Genomic DNA, 19,455 nt, shown 5'->3' on the forward strand with positions numbered 1-19,455 from the left:
CTATCGCCTTCTTTCCAAATCGCGAGTCGTTACTTTGACGCCCACCGTTAGCTCAATCGCCTCAATAAACGCTTGAGCTGTACGATCCCAGTTCCATTTCCTTGCTGTTTCTCGTGCATGAATGGCTTTAATCCATGCTTCCTGGCGCTGGGAATATACTCTTCTCATTAACAACTGCAGCGAACCCGCATCCGCGTCAGCCCAAATTTGATCGGACTTATACAATTCTGTATAATGCAAAGGCTTCGCAGGAAGCAGTCTATAAGGAATTAAATATCCGTTACTTGGATTCAGAAATTCGACATGACTGCTCCAGCCTGTAGCTATAACCGGCTTCTGACAAGCCATGCTTTCAAGAATGGGAAGTCCAACCCCCTCTCCCCGAGTAGGCATTACAAAGCAATCAGCACCACGGTAGAATGCCGCCATCTGGCGAGGAGCCATTGTCTTTGTAATGAGACGAACCCGAGGTAAATCACTGCGGCTCGTTATGTCCTGAGTAGCCTCTTCGTACCATTCAAGCGGAAAATTATCGACATCGTTCCCAAAGGTTTTGATCATTAATAAAACCGGTTCATCCGTATGAAATTCTTCCAAATACGCATTCAATAAGATGTGCGGCGCCTTACGCTCGGACCATCCAAAGACGGATAAGAAGATAAAGAGATTCTCGCTTTCCCCAAGCCTATCACGAGGACCTTCTGGCCTGTATAGGTCGGAATCAACACCATAAGGTGCAATAAATAGGGGAATTCTCGCCCCGCCATTTAAGAAAGACTGTCTATTGAATTCGTTCGGAATGATCAGGCCGTCGAATTGATTGATACCATGAATCATTTCCTCCGGGGCCTTTGATGTCTCCCACATCGTGCAGCTTAATGCTTTCTTAAATCGGCTCCTTTCGTGAGGATGACGATTGATTTCGAGTGTCAGCAAAACCTGTTCCTCTTGAAGAGGTTTATTCTCCATGGCATGTAATCTTTGAAGCTCAGCGTCGTCCAGGCAATGATAAACTTTACCCAACGCTTCGATTTTTACATCAATTCCGGCATCCTCCATTTTATAGGCTATCTGACGTGCACTATTTCCAAAACCTGTAGGCTCATAAAAGGTATTTCTAAAAACAACCTGCATGCTTCCACCTCCGAGGAACAGTCATTATAATCAACCATTACACCTTATTGCATTTAGTAAGGAATCGATTCGATCTGCCATTTTGACGGTACTCCAATTCCTCACTACTTGTTGTCTCGCCAGCTTCCCCTTTTCTCTGATATCCTCCGGATGTTCAACCGCGTATCGCATCCATTTGCGTATGTGGGACAAAGAGGGAACGGCCCATCGGGAATCGTTGTAGATTGCGTCGCTCGGAATCCCGAATCTCGGAACAGGTGCGAGATGTTCCACTTCAATTAAATAGCCGTTCTCACGGTTTACGAAATCGAGGTGTGCAGACCAGTTGGTCGTAATGACCGGAATTCCGGATGCCATGCTTTCCAGAGCCGGCAAATTCCAACCTTCTCCTCGGGTCGGTATAATATAGCAATCCCCCGCCGTGTAGAACGACGGAATTTGTTCATACGACAAACCGTGCGTGATCAGTTGCAAGAACGGAGGATTTTCGATATTCCTATTCTGAATCATCTCGTTCCACGTGTGGTGCATTTTGGTTCCCTCGGGATCAAAACAGTTTCCGTCATAGGTTCTGATAACCAGCATTACCTGGTCTAAGGCTGTAAACTCCTCTAGATAAGCCCGCAGCAGCAGGTCGTAACCTTTACGGGGAATCCACTCGAAGTTGGCAACGAAAACAACCCGGCTTTGAGACCCTGTTAAAGGCATGGGTTCAACAGCAGGGTGGAAACGATTTACATCCACTCCGATCGGGACAACTCTTATTTTTTCCTCACGGACGCCGCTTTTGCAGAAAGTTTTCAAGTTAAATGTGGACGGAACCCAAACTTGATCCATCAGATTGCACCTGGTTACCCAATTCTGCGGCAAACATTCACATTCGAGCATGGTCATCCCGATATTGATTCTGCCCCATACGGGAAGGAAAAATTGAGCCGCGCATATATGAATAATCGGCCCATCAGGGAAAACGGAGGCCCCACATAGCTTCAACAATTTTTGTTTTTGTAGGGCCGGTAATCCTGCATCCAATTGGTTCCCATCTTTAGGAATAACGCGAATTTCATAACCTCTTTCTAATAGGGCGAGGATAATCGAACGTGCCGCTTCCGCATAACCCGAAGCATCGAATAAGGGACAGAAAAACGAGAGTTGCTTCATTTCATCCCTCTCCCTCGACTTGCAATTGCAGCCTTAAAGCAGATGGTTCATTCCCCGATCCAGAAGAAGTTCATAAATATCTTTGATTTCATGCTCACGCCCTTTTTTGCATACCAATATCGCATCTTTCGTCGAGACGATAATTATGTTTTCCAAACCGATCGCAGCGATCGGAATTTCCCTGCCGTCGATAATGCAATGATGCGTATCGATCCCCACGCCGGTTCCAAGAACCGTATTGCCGTTTTCATCTTTCTCTTTCCCGATTTCTCCTAGAGATGCCCAATTACCCACGTCGTTCCAACCGAACGTTGCCGGGACCATATACACATTGTCCGCTTTTTCGATAATTCCGTAATCCACCGATTGTTGCGGTATACTCTTATATTCCTGCGCGATCACCTGGTGTTCGGATTCTTGCCCGAAAGATCGTTCCATTCGGATCAGAGCGGTATAAAGCATCGGTAAATGCTTTTCGATCATCCCAAGGATGGTTGATGCCTTCCAGACGAAAATCCCGCTGTTCCAGTAATGAAAGCCTGTAGTCAGTAACTTTCGTGCCAACTCGGTTGCCGGTTTTTCAATGAACTTCTCCACTTTATAACAGAGTTCATTCGTTTCAGGGATCACCTGTATATATCCGAAACCCGTTTCCGGCTTGTTGGGAGAAATTCCGATGGTCACGATATGATCTTGTTTCGCCGCTTTTTCGGATGCGATGGCAATGCATTTTTCGAACTCTTCATCGTTTCGAACATAAGCATCTGCCGGAGACGTTACCATCACGGGATCGCGGCCCCGATTAAGCTGGCGTATGGCGGAAAGCCCGATAGAGGCCGCCGTATCTTTACCTTCGGGCTCAACAATAACATTGGATATGGAAAGGAAGGGAAGTTGATCCAGCACGATGTGTTCATACTTCTGTATCGTTACGACATGGATATCCTGAAGGGGAACGAATTTCGCAAACCGACTTACCGTCGATTGCAGCATCGATTGGCGATGGGTAATGGAAAGGAATTGCTTGGGGCGACCCAAGCGGCTTTTAGGCCATAACCGTTTGCCGTTGCCGCCTGCCAAGATCACAATACAATGCAATGGGATCACCTCCTGACCATTCAATTTCTCAATTGCTCTCTCCAATAATTTAGAAGATCCTCCAATGTTTGTTCGAAGGCGATTTCAGGTTTCCATCCCGTTTTATCCCGGAATTTGGTACAGTCCCCAAGAAGGATCTCCACATCGGAGGGACGCAGACGTTCGGGATCCACTTTAAGCTCAATCTTCACATTCGAAAACGACAATAGAGTCTGCAGCATTTGGTGAATGGTACAGGCTTCCCCGGATGAGATATTGTAAACTTCGCCGGGATCCCCTTTCTCAAGCGCGGCCCAATAAGCTTTCACGACATCGCGGACATCGGTGAAATCTCTCTTGGCCTGCAGGTTTCCAACATAAATGATAGAGGGCTTGGTTCCGAGCTCGATCTCTGCGATCTGCTTGGCAAAATTCGATGTCACGAAACTTTCCCCTCTCCGCGGCCCGGTATGATTAAAGGTTCGAGTCCTTATGACCTTTAATCCATAGCTGTGATAATATTGGTACCCTAGATAATCTTGGGCTACTTTGCTTACGGCATATGGGCTGAGCGGCCTGAGCGGGTTCGTTTCCTTAATCGGTGTTTCTTCCGGGTAGACCATTCCGTACTCCTCGCTGGAGCAGGCAATTTGTATTTTGCAGTCGATATCGAATTTTCGCGCAGCCTCAAGTATGTTGATCTGGCCAACGGTATTATTAGTCATGGTATCCGTGGGTGAATTCCATGAGGTAGGAACAAAGCTTTGGGCGGCAAGGTGAAAGATGTAATCGGGCCGAATTTCCCGGATCATCTCATTGACGGAATGAGGATCTTTCAGTTCACATTCTACGAGTCTGATATGCGGCAAAAGATGCTTGATATGGTCCATGCGGCTTCTCAAACGATAACTCCCATACACTTCCATATCCCCGCGCGACAAAAGGTATTCTCCCAGGTGGCTGCCCGCAAATCCGGTAACTCCAGTAATTAATGCTTTCAAGGGATTGTTCCTCCTCGGATTAATAATGGCTCAACGCTTACCGGCATATGGACCGAAAATATGATCCAAACGATGAAGGACCTTCGCCCAATCGTACGTCCGCGCGGTTTCCCTTCCCTGTGCGGAAATGGACGCCGCGAACTCGCGATCGGTCAACACCCGGACAATCCCTTGAGCAACCCCTTCTACGTCCCCTTTTTCCACCATGACGCAGTTCTTCTCATGATGGCAAAATTCTTCATTCCCTTCCGCTCTGGTTACGACCACCGGAGTACCGCAGGCCATCGCTTCAAGAATAGGGAGTCCGAAACCTTCATGATATGAAGTTTGGACAAATACACCGCAATTCGAATAAAGCTGCGCGATCGTTCGATCATCGGGACGAAATAAATGATGCCCCGGGATTCCGTAAATGCCGGGATCCTCAAGCCCGTACGTATCGAATGCAATTTGGGGGAGCTCGCGATAAACAGCCTTAACCGCCTGAACGGTTATGTCGTATCCTTTCAAAGGCTGGCTTTTCCGGCTGCAGGCAACAATTCGGTAAGGATCATAACCGTCAGAGCGGCAGGGTTTGAACACTTCCTGATCGATCGCGATGGAGATAGGGATCGCGTCTCTTCGATAATGTTCCAACAACTGGTTAGTCGTCCATTCTGCTATCGTTAAAATCGGCATCGGTATGTTATAGGTTTGGCGGACTTGATCGCCCATTGCCGGCCAGTGGGTATAATAGCTTTCTTCGATATCCTGCACAAGGTAGAAAGGAATCCCGCACCCGCCCTGCTTCGGATCGCAACAGTTCCATACCACCTGGGCGGTCTTCCACCACGTTGCGACTTTTATTGCATCCATTTCTTTTAACTCATTCGACATAATCGAATAATTGGGAAACTGCCTGATCATCGTTCTAAGCGGGAACCATTCCGGTTGTCCTCCCAGAGCAAACAATTGCGTGCGGTAACCCAGATCTGCCAGACGGTCCGCCTGCTCGAATACATTTTTAACGCCTCCGGCCAAAACGGTGGATTCCAGGACATATACAATATCCATCTCCCTAACGGGGCACCCCCTTTCTTCGCCATCAAACCCTTATGCTGGAAATAATCAAAGGCATTAGTTATTCATATGGCAATCGGGTACTTCGGAAACGGCGTTTGTCCCGAACCGGATAAATCATCGGCTTGCCTATTGGGGCATGTCTGGGTTTTTTCATCATCTTTGGGATAGACGAGTTTCCCCTGTCTATTAGTGGACATATGGTACATCAACTTTTGACAAAGGAGAGTGCTATGATTGTGACATTAAAAGTCGAGGATAAAACCGATTCCTGCCCCCCGAAGAAGTTTAAGATAAAAATCCCTAAGAAACGCAAAAAGAGAAGGGGAATATCCCTTCTCGAACGGTTTAAGCGGCTCCGCCGGCAGGTTGCTCGAATCTCAAGGTTTCTTCAAAGAAGATTAAACGCGCTGGGTGAAGTTTTGATCGGTCTCCAAGGGGTTACCAACGCCCTGCGCAATGACGTGAATGTCCTTCAGGCAGAAGTCAGAGAATTAACTGAAGAGGAAGATGCCCTGCGGAGCCTGCTTCAGGCCCGAATCGGCACGGTTATTACGATCAACACGGATGCTGGAACCATAACCGGAACCTTAACTGCGGTGGGTGAAGACTTCGCGCAAATACTAGAGGCCTCGGGCGCGATCGTGCTGGTTCGATTTGAAAGTATCAATTCGTTTATTTAGAGAGGTTTAGAGAGGTTGATATTTGAGCGTACCCTAAGATCTAAGCGAGGTGAGTTTTAATGGATTTTGCCGATATACTTGCGACTTTTATCGGTCGAACCGTAGAGGTTTTCCAGACAACACAATTCCTTTCCGGCCAGCTTGTTGCCGTAACGCCAGGGACGTTCACGGTGCAGACCAGCCAAACTATCTATACCCCGTCTGCCGTACGAGTAAACGTAGTGATTGAAAATACTGAATTTGTTCGTATTCTCTCAGCTTAGGCAACTGCAGCCGTAAAGAATCATTAATCGTAATTAACTTCTATATTCTCTGCCTGCAATAACTCTCGTTTCATCCATCCCGCCCAGCGCTCGTAATTCCCCTGATTTCGTCGCGTGATGCTTGCATTTCGAATTCTGCGATGATACAGCGCCTTCCGAATGTGCTTTACTGTATGCCGGCTGGAAATTCGGATTAACATCTGAACGTCTTCATATAACCTTCCTTGAAACGGATCGTGCTCCCACCACCCTCTGAGCTTCTTCAAGATCCGAATCTGATAGCATCTTGGAGCGAGCGGAGACGCGGAACTCAATAATCGTTCAGGGGTTACCTCGGGCATGGGCAATTCTATCCGTTTAAAAAGCAGTTGTTTGTTCGATCGTTCAATCCATTCGTAATGATGCGCATAGAATGCTCCGGTGTCATCCGATGACGAAGCTTGTTCCGCAATGACTCCCAGACAGTCGGGAGTCAGCCAGTCATCCGCATCAAGCTCCAACAACCATCTTCCCCTTGCCAAAGACAACGCTTTGTTTAAACAGAAGGCTTTTCCGCGATTTTCTTCGTTTCGGATCAGGATGACACGGGGGTCAATTGCAAATGGCTGAAGCTTCTCCCCTGTATCATCCTGAGATCCGTCGTCGATTACGATCAGTTCCCAATCTGTGAACGATTGAATAAGCATGCTGCGTATCGACCATGGCAAATATTCGGCGTTATCGAATGTACAGACGACAACAGTAATAATTGGAATGGCCGTCATTGAAACTGTACGCGGAATAGAAGATATTATTGGGCGAATACAGGACCATTCTTCTTTGGATTTCCTCCAGCCAGGGCTGTTAGAAAAGCCGCCCTTCCATGACTGCGTACGAAATTCGCTCCAAGTCCATGCAGAAGAGAGCCGGTACATCATTTCCAGCAGTACATATTGCTCGAACGGGAGGTTGACGCTTGTCAGAAAACTTCCGGATGCGCATGCCTTTACGTTGACTTCACTCATTTCACCAGATTCCCCGGTTTTTCCCGTAACCGCTCCTCTTCTCCAGACTACTGGCCCTCGCGGTGTGAATGAAGATAATGGGAATACATTGGACATTGGCTCGGCGGGTTGAAGGCATATTCCGGCACATTCGTCTGGGAGATCATGCAACCAATCCTGCAATTCAGAATGAAATCCCTGTACCAGCTGCTCACCCGCGTATAAGGTGATGAAAAACGGCTCGGAGGACGCTTCAATAACGCGGTTCATTATCGCCGCAAAATTGCCGTCTACCGGAATGCTCCTGAAGCCGGGAAGTGCGTTTTGGACACTTATCTCCGTTTGACGAAGCGCCAAGGGATTCTGCTCCAAATCTAGAATAAAAACAACCATGCAGCACCTCTCAACAAACAATGGGCAAGGACCGTGTCAATAGATATTTGTATCCTATGTAGCTCTCCGTATAATGGTTCTCGGTCTCTTTGCGATGTATCGGAGAATGTAATGTGCTTAGGTGTATATCTGCCACTAATCTTATTGCATTTTCTGTATTTGGAGATATAGCGGTAAATCTACTTCTAATTCGACGCCAGCAACCTATATCGGCTAAAACCGATCATATTACAGGTACTTTTACCATTAAATTCACTATTATCCGTTTTTTGAAGCAATTAGAGGTAGAAATAAAACTAATATCGAAGTAGGGCAACCCTAACCCCTACATGTTAAAAAAACCGAAGGAATAACGGAATTGGTCCCGTTACTCCCTCGGCTGTTCTTATTCTAACCTTCTACAATACCCGTCTAGCCGTTACATAAGTTTTTTTCCAATAGCCTGATTCCATGCTTGATAATGCAACGCCTTTACTACTGCTAGCGTGTAGGATCTTCCCATCCCCTGCATAAATAGCCACGTGGCCAATCCCGCCCCCGCTTGCTCTGAAGAAAACGAGGTCGCCAATGCTTAGGTAGCCTTTGCTTACCTTTTCGCCTATGTAAGACTGGCTTACCGAAGTGCGTGGCAGTTCAATTCCCATTTGCTTAAAAACATATTGGGTGTAAGACGAGCAATCGAATGCGTAATCGATCCCGCTAGCTGCACCATATTTATAATTCACGCCGATGTACTGTTTTCCATAAGAAATGAGCTCCAGTGACTCTGCCGTTGCGGCACTTACCTTCGAAGGCGAAACGAGGATCGATCCGAGCCAACCTATTACAATCATTATACAAATCATCATAAATTTGCCTATGTATTTCCCGTTCATAAATCGTATTTCCTCCAAACTATCTTGGCTGGGATAAACCTTGATGTTAGGAATTAATATAACACAGGATTTATTGCCGATATTTACCAAGGTGAGAAGAAACCCAGTCCCCACGGTGCATTGGTATGCTTTCTTAGAAAAAGGTGAGAAAACGTTAATGTTCCGCTTTAGAGCAAGATTGAGTGATTAAAAGAGCCAAATACGCGCTTACCCGAGCTCCGAGCATATGATAGGCTTCAGTTAGATTCTCATTCGGACGAGAAAGGCGGGAACTACGATGTCATACTTATCCCTTAGCACGTGGAGCTTACACCGAATACTCGGTCCTCTTCGCTGGACGCAATGGAACGCCGAAACAAACACACTTGTTACTCATGAGCAGCAGCAACCGGAGTTGCTGACGCTGCTAGAGCTGCCCTCAGAAGCAGCACGAAGAGGGTATAAAGCCGTGGAGGTTTGTCATTTTCACTTCCCGTCTACGGATGAAGCTTACCTTGAACAAATGCGGCGTGCTTTCTCGAATGCCGGCGTTTCATTCGATACGCTGTTGCTCGATTACGGGGACTTAACTTCCTCGGATGCGGCAAGAAGAGCTGCTGACATTGACTTCATCAGCCAATGGATAGATATTGCGTCCGTATGTGGAGCCAAACAAATACGGATCATCGCAGGCGAAGCATTGCCCGGTGACAACCCTGCAATCAGGCAATCCGCGGAAGCTTTGGCGGGATTGGCTTTGTATGCCGCTTCGCAAGGTGTACGTGTGGTCACGGAGAACTTCAAGGCGCTGACTTCCACGGGAGACAGCTCCGTAGAGCTGCTGCGACAAGCCGGCTCTGCTGTTGGCATGATTACGGACTTTGGCAATTATAAAGGACCGGCCAAGTACGAGGAAATTGCAATGACTATCCCTTGCAGCGTATCCGTTCATGTTAAACCACACTATGATGCTTACGGATTACCCGACGAAGCAGAGCTTCTGCTCTGCCTGGATGCTGTGAAATCAGTCGGATTCAGCGGAGCTTACGTCTTAATCTACGACGGTCCAGGCGATATGTGGGAAGGTCTAGAGAGAGTCAAACGTATCGTGGAGAACACTATATAGCTTCATCTACTATTAAGAACTAGAAATGCTTTCATATCATCCAAAAAAACTGTGGAAGACCAATTAACTAACTCTCAAATAGATCGATATTTGAAGGCTCTTTTAATCTAACAGTGGCTGTCGATTTATTGTGGACAGTTTTTGGCATGAACAAGACACATGCAGAGAATGTATGTGATTTTTCGAATACAATTACAGGTTCTTGTCTAAAATCGCGTTTTATGTATGATTTTTCGTGTAAAATCGACTGATTCAGTGTGTAAGCCGCTCATTATGTATGATTTTTCGCATACATTTTGTGGTCTCCCACAGAATTCCCAAGTTATGTACAGTTAATCGACGAAATAAGCAGGTAAAGTATGCTGTCGATTTTTTGTATGTGAATTTGTCAGCCGTAGAAAAAAAAAAAAAGACAGAGACCTTTCGATTGAAGGTCTCTGTCTTTCATTTATGCGTTCTGATAAGCCTGCAGTCCAAGCGCAATCGATCCGCTGAGTCCAGCGTTATCCCCAAGTCCTGGAGGAACGATATAGCTTTCAATGTTGTCTGTGACTTCAGCAGCGCTTACATACCCTTTGAGATTGTTCTTCACTTGCTCACGGATGAGCGGGAAGAGATGCATCTGGTGCATTACACCGCCGCCCAGAATGATCTTCTGCGGTGAGAGCAGCAGAATCGCGGATGCCACCGCTTGTCCGATGTAGAAGGCCTCGAACTCCCAAGCCTTATGATCCGTTGGCAATTCACTCGCTTTGATTTTCCACCGGTCTTCAATGGCCGGACCCGCGGCCATTCCTTCCAAGCAATCGCCGTGATAAGGACATTTCCCCGAGTAGGTATCCTCCAGATGGCGCCGAGTCAGAATGTGGCCGCCTTCGGGATGCACCAAGCCGTGCACCAGCTTGCCTTCCGAATAGACGCCTACTCCCACTCCGGTACCGATGGTGTAGTAGAGGCAACTGCTTAAGCCCCGCGCGGCACCCCAAGTTGCTTCACCTAGAGCAGCGGCATTGACGTCTGTATCCCAACCGAAAGGGACATCCAACACCTTCGCAAGTTCCGGAAGGAACGGATAATTTGCCCAACCCGGCTTCGGAGTTGTCGTTACGTATCCATAATGCGCACTGGAACGATCAATGTTAATCGGACCGAAGGACCCGATCCCGATGGCTTCCACCTGCTTGTTCTTGAAGTATTCTTTAACCTGCGCCAACGTCTTCACCGGATGCTCCGTCGGAAAACTAACGCGCTCCAGAATCTCACCGGATTCATTCCCTATCCCGCAAACAAATTTTGTTCCGCCCGCTTCAACAGCACCTATTAACAATGTCTTTTCCCCCTGCACTAATGAACTTTTCTATTGTTCTATCCGATAAAACCCTTCAAGCTGAGCCACGATATCCGCTTTCTCATAGTCAGTCACGACCTGGCGCTGCGGTTTGTCGAAGAGCTCTTGAATCCGTTCCGGGAACTCCTGCTTAATTCCGATCAGACGAATCGCTTCATCGAACTTCGCAGGATGCGCAGTCGCCAGCGAGACAAATACGCCATCCTCCTTGCGGCCCGCTTCCTCGTAAGCGGCAATCCCGCAAGCGGAATGAGGATCAAGCAAATAACCATAACGTTCTTGATAAGCCTGAATTGTACTTAAGCACTCGGCATTATTAACGCTATAAGCAGTCAGATCCAGTTGAATCTTCTCAAGCTCCGCTCCCTTGAACGTAAGCTGGCCATCCGCTTTGAACTGCTCCATACGAGCAGACACGGCCTGCGCATTTTCCCCGCTCATATAATACAGGTAGCGTTCGAAATTACTAGCGATCTGAATATCCATGGAAGGACTGTGCGTGCTGCGGAATTCATCCGGCTTATAGACGCCTTCTCGGATAAACCTTTCCAGAATGTTGTTCTCATTCGTTGCTAATATCAGCTGCTTGATCGGCAATCCCATCTTCTTAGCTAAGTAGCCTGAGAAAATATTACCGAAGTTCCCCGTAGGGATGCTGAAACTGACTCCATTCGCCCTGACTTCCTTAGGCAACTGCAGATAGGCGTAGAAATAATACACCGATTGAGCGAGAATACGTACAAAGTTAATGGAGTTAATGGCACGGAGATGATATTTGGTCTTGAATGGAATATCCGCGAAAAGCTCCTTAATGACCTGCTGACAATCGTCGAAAGTTCCGTTCACGGAAAGGTTCAGCACATTATCATCTTGAACCGTCGTCATCTGAAGCTCTTGCACGCGGCTGACCTTGCCATTCGGATGAAGGATGCAGATTTGAATGCCTTCCTTGCCGCGAACGCTGCTAATAGCCGATGCGCCAGTGTCTCCGGAAGTCGCGCCCAGTATGTTAATGACCGTATTATACTTCTTAGCGACATAGGCATACAGGTTACCCATGAACTGCAAGGCAACATCCTTGAATGCGAATGTCGGTCCGTGGAAGAGCTCCAGGACATAGAGCGAATCATTTAAGGTCGTAAGGGGCAGCACATTCGGACTTGTAAAGCTTGCATAGCTATCCTTAATAAGAGTCTTCAGGTCCTGCTCCGGAATTTCGTTGTTCGTGAATAACGAGAAAATCTCGAACATCAAATCTTCATAAGAAAGCTTAGCCCACTCCTCAAGCTGTTGCTTGGATACCGTAGGAATAGTCTCGGGAACGATAAGACCGCCATCTTCGCCAAGTCCCATCAGGAACATATCAATAAAACCGATAGGCGCTACTTTCCCTCTCGTGCTGATGTACTTCATCGTTTATTCTCCTCACAAATTCAACTAATGATCTTTCGTATATTGTGAATGAAATCGACGAAAAAAACCACCCCGAAAATTCGAGATGGTTAAGTTGCTGTCGTTTCGATTTTTCCTAGCCTTTTATGGCTCCGCCTACGATACCTTTAACGATCTGTTTCTGCATCACGAGAAAGAAGATAAAGATCGGCACGAGCGAGATGACCGTTAACGTCATGAACATCGGCCAATTCACGGAGTACTCACCTTTGGCCTTATAAATTTGTATGACTAGCGTGGCTTTGCTCTGGGAGTTAAGAAATAGCATCGGTGCCAGAAAATCATTCCATATCCACATCGTTTGGTAAATAATGCTTGTTACGGTTATAGGCTTCAGGAGCGGCAATATAATGCGCCAGAAAATGCCCCAAACGCTGCACCCATCAATAATGGCAGCCTCTGTAAGCTCCTTCGGAATCGTCTTCATATAACCCATCATAAGGAAGAAGACGAAGACAGCCCCGCCCAGATAGAGAATAACTAAACCATACATTTTATCAATGAGGTTCAAGTCGGTCATTAGCTGAAACAACGGGATTAACGTGGTCTGAAAAGGAATCATGAAACCCGCGAGTAAGTAAACCGTGACCCCGCGGTTCAACCGATTGTCATTAAAGACGACCGGATAAGCTGCCATCGCGCCAATCAACACCATGAGAATTACCGATGCCACCGTAATGGTCGTACTGTTGCCCATGCTGCGAAGAAGCGGCGTTTCCTCGAAAACCTGGACATAGTTAGTGAATATCCATTCCTTGGGAAGACTTATCGGATTTAGCGCCGTTTCCTTCAGGCTCTTGAACGTATTAATAATGATCAAATAGAACGGGAAGAAAACGATAACTCCGATGGGAAGCATTAGCAAGTCAAGGATCCAAATCCTTCTGGGAGCGTTCGTCATCGGTTGCGTTCCTCCCTCTTCTGCATCAAGGTCACCTGGAAATAGGCGATTAGCAGGACGATCAGGAAGAAGACTATGGACATCGCGGAGGCGAGACCATACTGGGTTTCGGTAATCCCCCTGAGAACGATAACCTGTGTAATCGTATGCGTCTCGAATCCGGGACCGCCCCGGGTTAATGCAAACGGAATTTCGAACACCTTCAAGCCCCCGGTAAGAAGCAGCATCACGCTAATGGTCATCGCGGGCGACAATAAAGGCAGTGTGATATAACGGATTTGCTGCCAGCGATTTGCACCGTCAATCGCGGCGGCTTCATAATAATCCCTGGAAATCGATTGAAGGAACGCCAGATAGAGCACCGCATGCCATCCGGCGGACGCCCATGCCGCGACGGCAATTGTAGAAAGCTTGGCTAACAGCGGATCAGACAGCCAGGGCTGCGGACCAAGATTAAACAGCTCCTTAAGCACTTTGTTCAGAACGCCAGAGGAAATAGGAGCTAATATGAACCCCCAAATGTACGCGAGCAATAGTCCGCTCGGAATGGAGGGGAAGAAGAAGATTGCCCGGTGCAGCTTGCTTGTATAGAACTTCTGGTCCAAGATCATAGCAAGCGGAATGGCAAGAACCGTAATCAGCAGCGTGCTGAATATGGCGAACATCAGCGTATAGGACATTCCCGACACGATTGCGTCATCACTGAAAATGAGCTTGTAGTTTTTGATACCGACAAAATCAAAAGCTTTCGTATAGCCGTCAAAATTAGTAAAGCTAAGCAATAGGGATTTAAAAAGCGGGTAAATGCTGAACAGCGTATAAACGATCAGGATAGGAAGCAGAAAGATTTGGAACTGCAGCTGGCGCAATAGCCTGACCACATTTACCTCCTTCGGATAGCAAAGGGCAGGGGTGATTCCCATACCCTTTAAGTACCCTGATTTTATTTATTTTCCATTTCCTTCAATTTCTTATCCAGCGCTTCCGTTACTTGTTCTGGTGTCACCTTGCCAACGACTAAATCTTGTATCGATATGACAAACTGACTTCTTAGCGCTTCTTGATGTCTCGGCCAAGAAACCATCGGCAAATAGATTTTCCCTTGCATCAGCCCATCATTATAAGCGCTGTTCAAAGCCGGATGAACTTTGCCCTCATATCCATGCGCTGTCATAATGGCTCCCGTTCCTTCTTCGAAGGCTTTCAAGCCTTCAGTTGAAGTTAGGAATTGTAGGAATAGCAGTGCTTCATCCTTGTATTTGGTTTTGCTATTGATGGCAAACCCGACTCCGGGTGCTCCCGCAAAGTAATTCCCGCCTGCCGGATCCGGCCCCGGTACTGCCATCATATCGAACTTCAGGTCCGGATTTGTTTGTTCCAGCGTTCCGATATTCCATGGTCCGCCCAGGAACATAGCGACATTCCCAAGCGCGAATTCATTAACGATCTGATCGCCGGTAAGGCCAATCATATCCGGCGTAAGAATTTTGTTGTCGATTAAATCCTTCTTCCAGATCTTGAACACTTCAGTCCAGGTATCCGAGAAGGTTGTCTCTCCAGAGAAGATCTTGGCATCAATATCCTTATCCTTCGACAACTGCAGGTTAGCGAACAAAGTGGAATGGATCGTTGTGACATCCTGCATATTATCGTAAAGCGGGATAATTCCGGCTTCCTTCAGCTTCAAGCACATTTGAATAAATTCATCCCAAGTCGTGGGGTTCTTCGTTATTCCCGCTTTTTCGAACAGCTCCTTATTGTAGTATATACCTCCGGCCCAGCCGGTCTGCGTGAATGCGTACGTTCTTCCCTCTTTACTCAGCATCGGTTTGTTCCCGTCTACCATGGCTGACATGAACGGCTGATCGGTTAGATCGAGGGCATAACCGCCGTCGATGATCTCATTGCGGTTCTCCGCCGCGATGATGAAGATGTCGGTTGCCGTATCGGATAAGAGCATCGTTTGCAGCTTGGCGATATAGTCTTTAACCGGAGGTGCATTCTGGAAATCGAACGAAATGTGCGGATATTTCTTCTTAAATTGATCCAGTACGGGAGTCATTTCTTTCTCATTGTTCCAAGACAGGATGCTTAGCTTCACTTTCTTATCCGTATTCTCTTTGCTTGCTTCCCCGCTGTTAGCGCTTCCAGACGATTCCGCGTTATTCCCGCCTCCACAGGCACTTAGCAAAACTGACAAGCATAATAGAATGGTGCTGCTTATCCCAACCCATCTCTTCATCCCGATTCCCCCTAGTCATTCATTATTGTAAGCACTTACATATGCGATTATAGTCGTTCTAAAGAGGAGCAGGAATTCATATTGTTGCGCAAAAGGTTGTCAATCGTTGCGAATGAGATTAATCTACCCTTCTTCTTGTTTCCCCCTAAAGTCTTTAGGGGATAAGCCGTAATGCTTTTTGAAGGCACGGCTGAAATGGCTTTCGTCCATATACCCCGTTCGTTCCGCGATTTTGCTGTTTTTCCAATTCGTCTCCTTGAGGAATGCCGCGGCTTGCTCCATTCGGATCCGGGTAACGAATTGCCAATAGTTCTCGCCCGCCTCCTGTTTGAACTCTCGGCTTAACCGGTATTTATCAATGGAAAAATGATCCGCCACCGTCTGCAGAGACAAATCCATTTCGCAATGAGCTTCAATATAACTCTTGATCCTCCGCATGACCTCGAACTGCTTGCCGGAATTCCCAAAGGTGTCCAACAGGAATAGGTCAACTTTTCCATATACGTAACGACGCAAATTATCGAACCTTCTAAACTGCTTAAGCTCTAAAATACTTGGAACGTTAGGCGTTTGCTGCATTTCTCTATTAAACGCGTGTGTCAAAATGAACAACAGCCGGTGGCAAACCCCGTACACGAATTCGGGCTCTGGCCTCCTACTGCGCATTTGGTCGAATAAATCTTTTATGCTGCCTTCTATGGCTTCGGACTGATATCCTCCCCTGGCCTTACCTTCAAATGCCTTTTCCATTTCATGAAACATCCACAAGTCCGTATCTCCCGAGATTGGAGCTTCCCTAAACCCGATAACCGCATCCGAAACATAGAACGACAGCTTAGAACACTGGATGCTTTCTGTTACCCGCAACGGGAGTGCTTCCAGCTTAGTTCCGACTTTGCTTATTCCCATCGCAGCTTCCCATTCCGGATGACTTACTCTCCAATGGATAATCCTGAGCTCGCACCATTCAAGCCATTGTTCCTGCAGCAGCTCTTCCTTAAAACCAAGTAGAAAAATGTATTCTCCGCTGCCCTCTTTAAGTAAGAATGAATAGGGAATTACACTGTCACTTGCCCAGGAGAACAGTTCCTTCGCGATTCCGGCAGGAAGATTTCCCCGTACGCTCGACACTGCGTAATGGGTGATGCCGATGGTCTCGAAAGCTGCCCCTATCACATCTAAGCAAATGTCTGAATAATCGCTCTTATACCCTGCTTTTTCCAGTTTCCTCTCCACCGCCGCTTGCAGCTCGGACTGAATCTCTCGAATAAGCTCGCGCAGCGTTCCGATGAGCTGTTCTGCGTCTACAGGCTTAAGCAAGTAATAGGCCACGCTGAGACGCAACGCATCCCGGGCATATTCGAATTCGTCAAAGGCGCTCAGGATGACGGTTTTAGGTTTGCGCGGCAGCGACTGAATTAGTCTCAATGCATCGATCCCGTTTAACTCCGGCATCCGAATATCGATAATCAGCAAATCAGGCATGAATTCCATAGCTATATCAGCTGCTTCCTTACCGTTATAGGCATGTTTAACTTGGGTAATCCCCAATGCGCGCCACTCTATGACTTTATCCAAATAGGTATGCAAGGACATTTGATCGTCCGCTATGAGCAGCTTCATTCAGAACCTCATCTCCCTGTACCCGCTCTAATTCCATCTCGGAAGCACGATATACACGCTCGTACCGGCTCCTTCATGGGACCGAATTCGAATTCCATACTCTTGACCGAACTTCAGCTTGATTCTTTGTTCCACGTTGCAAAGGCCTATATTATCGAGCGGAACTACCGAAGCACCCATTTCCCTGACCAGCCACTCCCGCCTCTCTTTACTCATGCCCGCTCCATTATCCTTAATCGCAATCAGAATCCCTTTCTTGACGGGTAAAATATGAAATTCGATGCGCGCCAATTTAGGATTCTCCCCAAAGCCGTGAACAATGGCATTCTCGACAATCGGCTGCAGCATTAACTTTATGGTTTTGAATCGCAGCACTTGCGGATCGGGAACGAAATATTCAATCGCGATGCGACTGGCGAACTTCTTGTTCACGATGAACAGATAATCCTTCACGTTCTGCAGCTCTCGTCCAAGCTCCACCAACTCCTTGGAGCCTTTCATGGAATAACGGAGCAGGCTGCTTAGTGATAGTAATAGCTGATTGGAATCCTCCGTGTTCCCGCAGACGATTTCCGTTTGCACCAGCTGCAGCGTGTTGAACAGAAAGTGCGGATGGATCTGCGACTGCAGCGTCTTAAGCTGAACGTCCTGCAACGCGATTTGGGAGACATAGTTCTGTTTCACCAGCTGTTCGATCCTCACGACAAGCTCTTTAAACCTATCCCCAATCAAATTCAACTCATGATATTTATAGTTTTTGGGAACCACGTAGAGGCTTTTGTCCCCCATATTATCAATGGACATTAATAAACGGCTGAAGGGTCTGGATATGCGCAAGGTGATGATAACCGATAGAAGCGTATTCAGAATGAGGCACAAGTATAATATATTCGCCAAATTTGCCCTCAAAGAGTCGGATTGCTCGCGGATTTCCGACATTGGAATCGTAGAGACGAGCCTTAAGCCCTCGACCGCAGTCGGATGAAAAATAACAAGCCTTTCCCTTCCTTCTATGCTAGTCACGAAGCTGCCCGAATCACTCCCGAATATTCGCTCAATACCGTCAAAGTCCATTTTGTAGCCGATGATGGTTTTATCTTGATGAACGAACACGGTGCGATCCTGATCAATCATGAAAATATTCTCGTCGTTCCGATCGGATGTCAGCTCGAACATACCGTTGATCTTGCTAAGATCCAAATTCGCGACTACCGCACCGATGGTCTGCTGATTATATCCTCTTACCGGCAAAGCGATCGAGAACGTAAATTGGTTGAACCTGGATATGTTGTTGCTTACGTAATAATCCTGCTTGTGAAGATTTAAGGTAATGAAGCCTTTGTTCGGGCTCTCGGAAACTGCTTTCTTGAACCAGGACTGGTCGATAAAGGGGTAATCCCAAAGAAGCGTTTTCCGACCGTCAAGGTTATTTAAATACCCGTTATGCCCTAGAATCAGGACATCGCTAATCAAAGACTGGAAGGACGTGACACCGGCCGCCAGAACTCCGATATTACGTTCATGCTGAATGCGATCCTCCACGCTGACCTTGCTGCCCAGCAGCATAAGCGAGACGACGGAATGGTTGCCCGCGAACTGGACAAGAGGCCGCTTGGCTTCTTCCAGACTGAAGTTAAAGCCGCGTGCAGCCTGTTCCATTACTTTGTAGCTGGACGCCGTAACCTCGCCGGTCATCGTCTGAGTCGAATCCCGGATCGATACGATGCCAAGCAGGAACAGAAGCAACAGGTTGATGCCCAAGTAGGAAAACAGCATGGTTCGGATGATGGATCTTTTCCAAAGCTGGTGAAACATGTACTTGATCACCCTATCCGTTTCCTCCTCGCATAATGGATCTTTAATCCCACTCTTCCTACTCTTTTATAATTTTAATAGCCAGTTATTGCAATAGAAAGGATTGACAAAATCGATTATTACCCGTAACTTAATATTAAATTGAATAAGAAACCCACTAGGGGAGCCGAAATAGGCTGAGACGAGGAAAGCGATCCTCGGACCCTTGAACCTGATCTGGATCATACCAGCGTAGGAAAGTGGAGTCGGACCTTTTCGTATACGGCAATTGCCGTTAGATGATATAGCCGCTCCATTGTGGAGCGGCTTTTTTATGCGTATTTCTATTCAAAAAAAACAC

Annotated in this window: 17 protein-coding genes and 1 riboswitch; of the genes, 3 read left to right on the top strand and 14 right to left on the bottom strand. The window is 47.1% G+C overall.

All coding sequences use genetic code 11. The features are described from left to right. Genes ACESLK_RS00605 through ACESLK_RS00625 form a run of 5 tightly spaced genes read right to left on the bottom strand, consistent with a single transcriptional unit; the run spans window position 1 to window position 5,426 of the window. The gene (locus ACESLK_RS00605; protein WP_372660604.1) at window positions 1-1,134 is read right to left on the bottom strand and encodes a glycosyltransferase; all 1,134 of its coding nucleotides are present in this window, start codon (window positions 1,132-1,134) and stop codon (window positions 1-3) included. Window positions 1,135-1,164: 30 nt separating this feature from the next. After that, entirely contained in the window at window positions 1,165-2,295 is a 1,131-nt protein-coding gene (locus tag ACESLK_RS00610; RefSeq protein WP_372660607.1) for a glycosyltransferase, read from the bottom strand. A 33-nt stretch (window positions 2,296-2,328) separates the two neighbouring features. Then, window positions 2,329-3,393, bottom strand: coding sequence for a mannose-1-phosphate guanylyltransferase (locus ACESLK_RS00615; protein WP_372660610.1), 1,065 nt, complete (start codon window positions 3,391-3,393; stop codon window positions 2,329-2,331). A 20-nt stretch (window positions 3,394-3,413) separates the two neighbouring features. Continuing rightward, window positions 3,414-4,373, bottom strand: coding sequence for a GDP-mannose 4,6-dehydratase (locus ACESLK_RS00620; RefSeq protein WP_372660613.1), 960 nt, complete (start codon window positions 4,371-4,373; stop codon window positions 3,414-3,416). 30 nt (window positions 4,374-4,403) lie between these two features. After that, window positions 4,404-5,426: a glycosyltransferase family 4 protein gene (locus tag ACESLK_RS00625; RefSeq protein WP_372660616.1), complete on the bottom strand. Its 1,023-nt coding sequence runs from the start codon at window positions 5,424-5,426 to the stop codon at window positions 4,404-4,406. A 239-nt stretch (window positions 5,427-5,665) separates the two neighbouring features. Here ACESLK_RS00625 and ACESLK_RS00630 point away from each other — a divergent pair, with 239 nt between their 5' ends. Together ACESLK_RS00630 and ACESLK_RS00635 are read left to right on the top strand one after the other, a co-directional pair. Then, window positions 5,666-6,115 carry a hypothetical protein gene (locus tag ACESLK_RS00630; protein WP_372660619.1) on the top strand — a complete coding sequence of 150 codons (450 nt, stop codon included), beginning with the start codon at window positions 5,666-5,668 and terminating at the stop codon, window positions 6,113-6,115. A gap of 59 nt (window positions 6,116-6,174) precedes the next feature. After that, entirely contained in the window at window positions 6,175-6,378 is a 204-nt protein-coding gene (locus ACESLK_RS00635; RefSeq protein WP_372660622.1) for a hypothetical protein, read from the top strand. A 23-nt stretch (window positions 6,379-6,401) separates the two neighbouring features. Here the strand turns inward: ACESLK_RS00635 and ACESLK_RS00640 are convergent, their stop codons facing one another. After that, the gene (locus ACESLK_RS00640; protein WP_372660625.1) at window positions 6,402-7,754 is read right to left on the bottom strand and encodes a glycosyltransferase family 2 protein; all 1,353 of its coding nucleotides are present in this window, start codon (window positions 7,752-7,754) and stop codon (window positions 6,402-6,404) included. Between the two features lie 398 nt (window positions 7,755-8,152). Then, a complete protein-coding gene (locus tag ACESLK_RS00645; protein WP_372660628.1) occupies window positions 8,153-8,629 on the bottom strand; it encodes a C40 family peptidase in 477 nt (158 codons plus the stop codon). A 277-nt stretch (window positions 8,630-8,906) separates the two neighbouring features. Between ACESLK_RS00645 and ACESLK_RS00650 the strand changes: the two genes are divergently transcribed. Then, window positions 8,907-9,734: a sugar phosphate isomerase/epimerase family protein gene (locus ACESLK_RS00650; RefSeq protein WP_372660631.1), complete on the top strand. Its 828-nt coding sequence runs from the start codon at window positions 8,907-8,909 to the stop codon at window positions 9,732-9,734. Between the two features lie 448 nt (window positions 9,735-10,182). On the opposite strand, the gene ACESLK_RS00655 is transcribed toward ACESLK_RS00650, so the two are convergent. From ACESLK_RS00655 to ACESLK_RS00685, 7 genes are all read right to left on the bottom strand, one after another. Continuing rightward, window positions 10,183-11,061 (bottom strand): ROK family protein, encoded by an 879-nt coding sequence (locus ACESLK_RS00655; RefSeq protein ID WP_372660635.1) that lies wholly within the window; start codon window positions 11,059-11,061, stop codon window positions 10,183-10,185. 30 nt (window positions 11,062-11,091) lie between these two features. Next, the gene (gene thrC / locus ACESLK_RS00660) at window positions 11,092-12,495 is read right to left on the bottom strand and encodes a threonine synthase (protein ID WP_372660638.1); all 1,404 of its coding nucleotides are present in this window, start codon (window positions 12,493-12,495) and stop codon (window positions 11,092-11,094) included. A gap of 115 nt (window positions 12,496-12,610) precedes the next feature. Then, the gene (locus tag ACESLK_RS00665) at window positions 12,611-13,435 is read right to left on the bottom strand and encodes a carbohydrate ABC transporter permease (RefSeq protein WP_372660642.1); all 825 of its coding nucleotides are present in this window, start codon (window positions 13,433-13,435) and stop codon (window positions 12,611-12,613) included. Then, complete coding sequence (locus tag ACESLK_RS00670; RefSeq protein WP_372660645.1) at window positions 13,432-14,316, bottom strand: carbohydrate ABC transporter permease; 885 nt, start codon at window positions 14,314-14,316, stop codon at window positions 13,432-13,434. The genes ACESLK_RS00665 and ACESLK_RS00670 overlap by 4 nt, the downstream gene beginning before the upstream one ends. Window positions 14,317-14,378: 62 nt before the next feature. Beyond that, window positions 14,379-15,677: an ABC transporter substrate-binding protein gene (locus ACESLK_RS00675; protein WP_372660648.1), complete on the bottom strand. Its 1,299-nt coding sequence runs from the start codon at window positions 15,675-15,677 to the stop codon at window positions 14,379-14,381. A gap of 123 nt (window positions 15,678-15,800) precedes the next feature. Then, window positions 15,801-17,300 carry a response regulator gene (locus ACESLK_RS00680; RefSeq protein WP_372660651.1) on the bottom strand — a complete coding sequence of 500 codons (1,500 nt, stop codon included), beginning with the start codon at window positions 17,298-17,300 and terminating at the stop codon, window positions 15,801-15,803. A gap of 27 nt (window positions 17,301-17,327) precedes the next feature. Further along, on the bottom strand, window positions 17,328-19,127 hold the full coding sequence (locus ACESLK_RS00685; protein WP_372660655.1) for a sensor histidine kinase: 1,800 nt from the start codon (window positions 19,125-19,127) through the stop codon (window positions 17,328-17,330). A gap of 137 nt (window positions 19,128-19,264) precedes the next feature. After that, window positions 19,265-19,370: riboswitch (TPP riboswitch) on the top strand. Window positions 19,371-19,455: the final 85 nt, after the last annotated feature.

The sequence above is a fragment of the Cohnella sp. genome (assembly GCF_041640265.1).
Taxonomy (GTDB): Bacteria; Bacillota; Bacilli; order Paenibacillales; family Paenibacillaceae; genus Cohnella.